4 protein-coding genes and 1 pseudogene are annotated in these 3,953 nt (G+C 69.3%); 2 read left to right on the top strand and 3 right to left on the bottom strand.

The features are described 5' to 3' along the window. Both VIM26_RS00880 and VIM26_RS00875 read right to left on the bottom strand, forming a co-directional pair. On the bottom strand, positions 1–462 hold a 462-nt coding region (locus tag VIM26_RS00880; protein WP_331948418.1), incomplete at its 3' end, for an ATP-binding cassette domain-containing protein. Next, on the bottom strand, positions 459–1,172 hold the full coding sequence (locus VIM26_RS00875) for an aspartate/glutamate racemase family protein (protein ID WP_331948417.1): 714 nt from the start codon (positions 1,170–1,172) through the stop codon (positions 459–461). The genes VIM26_RS00875 and VIM26_RS00880, both read right to left, overlap by 4 nt. Positions 1,173–1,287: 115 nt before the next feature. Here VIM26_RS00875 and VIM26_RS00870 point away from each other — a divergent pair, with 115 nt between their 5' ends. Then, complete coding sequence (locus VIM26_RS00870) at positions 1,288–2,754, top strand: aspartate ammonia-lyase (RefSeq protein ID WP_331948416.1); 1,467 nt, start codon at positions 1,288–1,290, stop codon at positions 2,752–2,754. Between the two features lie 104 nt (positions 2,755–2,858). Continuing rightward, the gene (locus VIM26_RS00865) at positions 2,859–3,542 is read left to right on the top strand and encodes a GntR family transcriptional regulator (protein WP_331948415.1); all 684 of its coding nucleotides are present in this window, start codon (positions 2,859–2,861) and stop codon (positions 3,540–3,542) included. Between the two features lie 176 nt (positions 3,543–3,718). Here VIM26_RS00865 and VIM26_RS00860 read toward each other — a convergent pair. Then, a pseudogene (locus VIM26_RS00860) lies at positions 3,719–3,953 on the bottom strand (glutamate dehydrogenase); the annotation flags it as partial.

Here is a 3,953-nt window from a genome sequence, read left to right as displayed (position 1 = left end):
GAGCTGGGCGGGGAGCTTGTTCGCCTGGCTCGCGACGCCGACCCGCTCCAGCAGCTTCATCGCGGTGGCCTCCGCGACGGCCTTCTTGACGCCCTTGGCCTTGATCGGCCCGAGGGTCACGTTCGCCAGGATCGTCTTGTGGGCGAACAGGTTGAACGACTGGAAGACCATGCCGACGTCGGCCCGCAGCTGGGCCAGCGCCTTGCCCTCCGCCGGCAGCGGCACGCCATCGATCTCGATCGTGCCGGTATCGATCGTCTCGAGGCGGTTGATCGCCCGGCACAACGTCGACTTCCCCGAACCCGACGGCCCGATCACCACCAGCACCTCACCGCGATGCACCGTGAGGTCGATGTTCGCCAACACGTGCAGCGACCCGAAGTTCTTGTTCACCTTCGTCAGCACGACCAACGGCTCGCCCGCGGTATGGGTGGTGGTGGACTCCAGTGCCGTTGCGGTCATCGAATTCTCCTCGTAGTTGTCTGTGCGACCACGGCCTCGGCCAGGATCTGGGCGGGATCGACGACGGGGATCGAGACGTCGCCGTCGTGCAGGACGAGCGGGAGCTCGGTGCAGCCGGCGATCACGGCCTGGGCGCCGCGCGCCGCGAGGGCCGCGACGATCCCCGCGATCCCGATCCGGACCTCGAGCCCGGTCTCCCCCGACTTGATGCCACGGATGCTCTTGGCGATCCAGGCCTGCTCACGGGCGTCCGGGAGGACGACCTCCCGCCCGGTCCGGCCGAGCCAGTCCTGGTAGAGACCGGCCCGGACGGTTCCGGTCGTCGCGAGCAGGGCGACCCGCTCGACGCGGGGGTCGAGCCCTGCGATGCGACGCGCCGTCTCCTCGATCATGTGCACGATCGGCACGTCCCAGCGTTCGGCGAGACCTTCGATGAAGGCGTGGGCGGTGTTGCACGGGATCGCGATGAGGTCCGCGCCGGCGTCCTTCAGGGCTCGGATGCCGGCCTCGATGAGCGGTGCCGGATCCGCGCCGCCGTCGAGCAGGGAGGCGGAGCGGTCGGGCACGCGCGGATCGGCCCAGATGACGACCCGGAGGTGGTCCTGGTCCGTCTCGGCCGGGGTGGCCCGGATGAGCTTGGCGTAGAAGTCGGCGGTCGCCGCCGGGCCCATGCCGCCGAGGATCCCCACCAAGAGACCACTGGGTGTCACAAAAGACCGCCTTTGGTATGTGTGAGGTGGTGCGGGATGGGAGATGAAGACCGAACCATTGTGCTGGCGAACAACGTTGTCGCCTGCGTTCGGTCTGCGATATATTGGATGAACCATGACTACAGTCGATCATCCTCGCCCGCTTGTCAAGCCCTCGACCACCACCCGGGAGGAGCACGATCTCCTCGGCAACCGATCCGTACCTGCCGACGCCTACTACGGCGTGCACACCGTGCGCGCGCAGGAGAACTTCCCCATCAGCGGAGTGCCGATCTCGGTCTACCCGGACCTGATCGCCGCCCTCGCGTTCGTCAAGCAGGCCGGTGCCTTCAGCAACCGGGACCTCGGCCTGCTCGCCGAGCCCAAGGCGTCCGCGATCGCCGCGGCGTGCGGGGACCTGCGCGACGGGCTGCTGCACGACCAGTTCGTCGTCGACGTCATCCAGGGGGGCGCCGGCACCTCGACGAACATGAACGCCAACGAGGTCATCGCGAACCGCGCGCTCGAGCACCTCGGGCACGCGCTCGGCCAGTACCAGCACCTGCACCCGGTCGAGGACGTCAACATGAGCCAGAGCACCAACGACGTCTACCCGACGGCGGTGAAGCTCGCCCTCCAGTTCGGCATCGACCGCCTGCTCAGCCAGATGGAGGTGCTCAGGGGCGCCTTCGCGGCGAAGTCCCGGGAGTTCGACGGGATGCTGAAGATGGGCCGCACCCAGATGCAGGACGCCGTGCCGATGACGCTCGGCCAGGAGTTCGGCACGTTCGCGGTCATGGTCGGGGAGGACCAGGAGCGCTTGGAGGAGGCGCGCGACCTCATCCGGTCGATCAACCTCGGCGGCACCGCCATCGGCACCGGGCTCAACGCGCACCCCGACTACGCCCGCACGGTCTGCCGCTACCTGGGCGAGCTCAGCGGCGTGCGTCTCGAGACGGCGCCCGACCTGGTCGAGGCCACCCAGGACGTCGGGTCCTTCGTCCAGCTCTCCGGGGTCCTCAAGCGCATCGCGGTGAAGCTGTCCAAGATGTGCAACGACCTGCGGCTGCTCTCGTCGGGGCCCCGAGCGGGCCTCGCCGAGATCAACCTGCCGGCGGTCCAGGCGGGCTCGAGCATCATGCCCGGCAAGGTGAACCCGGTGATCCCCGAGGTCGTCAACCAGGTCGCGTTCGAGGTGATCGGCAACGACCTGACCGTCACGATGGCCGCCGAGGCCGGCCAGCTCCAGCTCAACGCCTTCGAGCCGATCATCGCCCGGAGCCTCTTCGACAGCATCGACCACCTCAGCGCCGCCTGCGGCACGCTGGCCGTGCGCTGCGTCGGGGGGATCACCGCGAACGCCGAGTTCCTGCGCGCGAGCGTGGCGAACTCGATCGGGGTCGTCACCGCGCTGGTGCCGTACCTCGGGTACACGGCCGCGACCGACATCGCGCAGGAGGCGCTCACGACCGGGCGCGGTGTCGCCGACCTGGTGCTGGCCCACGGGCTGCTCACGCGCGAGAAGCTCGAGGACATCCTGGGCAACCCCGCGCTGCTCACGAGCCCCCGCGCGATGGTCGACCACACGCGCGAGACCGGCTGATCCCCGACGGTGTCGCGCGGGCCTTGCGGGGACTGCACCGTGATCCGCGCGACACCCGGGACCAAGATCTGGAAAATTCGACGAGGAGAGGCGACAATTGCGATATGCCGCTTCCAGAATATCGGGTACCGCTCAAGAGGCCCCCGCTCCGGTTCGAGGCGTACGACGTCCTGCTCGACGCGATCATCCGCGGCGAGCTCGCCCCCGGCGAGCAGATCCGGGACACCGACGTCGCCGCGCGCCTCGGCCTGAGCCGCACCCCCGTGCGCGAGGCGATCAGCCGCCTGGTCGACGTCGGGCTGGCCGAGTCCAAACCCGGCGTCTACACGCGCATCACCATCCTGGACCGCCGCGACGTGCTCGCGACGCTCAAGGTCCTGCGCGCCCTCGACGACATCGCGGTGCGCGACGGCGTGCCGGCCATGACCCCCGATCATCTGGAGCGGCTCCGCGAGGCGAACGAGAACTTCGCCAAGGCCGTCCGCGGCACGGACGTCATGCAGGCCATCGTCACCGACGACCTGTTCCACGCGATCATCGTCGAGGCGGCCGAGAACCCCGTCGTCGCGCGGCTCATCGAACAGCTGCACCCCCAGATCCACCGGATCCTGTTCCGCAAGTTCTCCTCCCTGCTCGGCAGTCGCGAGACCGTCGACCACCACGAGCAGCTCATCGCCCTCTGCGCCGCCGGCGACGCCGACGCCGCGGCCGCGCTGTCGGCCGAGCACTGGTCCCACCTCGGCGTGCTGATCGATGACCTCTTCGAAAGCGACCACCTGGTGCGCTAGCGGTTCCGCGCTGCCCCTGCCCCTGCCCCTGCCCCTGCCGAGGCTCGAGCGCGCACCGCCCCTGAACCCGCTAACGTCCGAGCGCTGACGTCCTAGAGGACGTCAGCGCTCGGACGTTGCGGCTCGAGGGCTCGCGTTATCGAACTCGAAAGGGACCTGCCGCCGGGCTTTCCGCGTCAGGGGTACAGGCCGCGGACCTGGTGGGCTTCGGCGACGCGCTGGACCGCGAGGGCCGTGGCGGCCGCACGCAGGGTCAGGTCGTGCGCCCGGGCGTGCTCGGTGACGGCGATCCAGGCGGTGTGCATTCGTTCGGCAAGGCGGTCTTCGACGTCGCGTTCGCTCCACCAGTAGGCCTGGTTGCCCTGGACCCACTCGAAGTAGGACACGATGACGCCGCCGGCGTTGGCGAGG

This window comes from Pengzhenrongella sp., from assembly GCF_036565025.1.
Lineage (GTDB): Bacteria > Actinomycetota > Actinomycetes > Actinomycetales > Cellulomonadaceae > Pengzhenrongella.
This window is presented reverse-complemented; position numbering and strand designations above follow the sequence as displayed.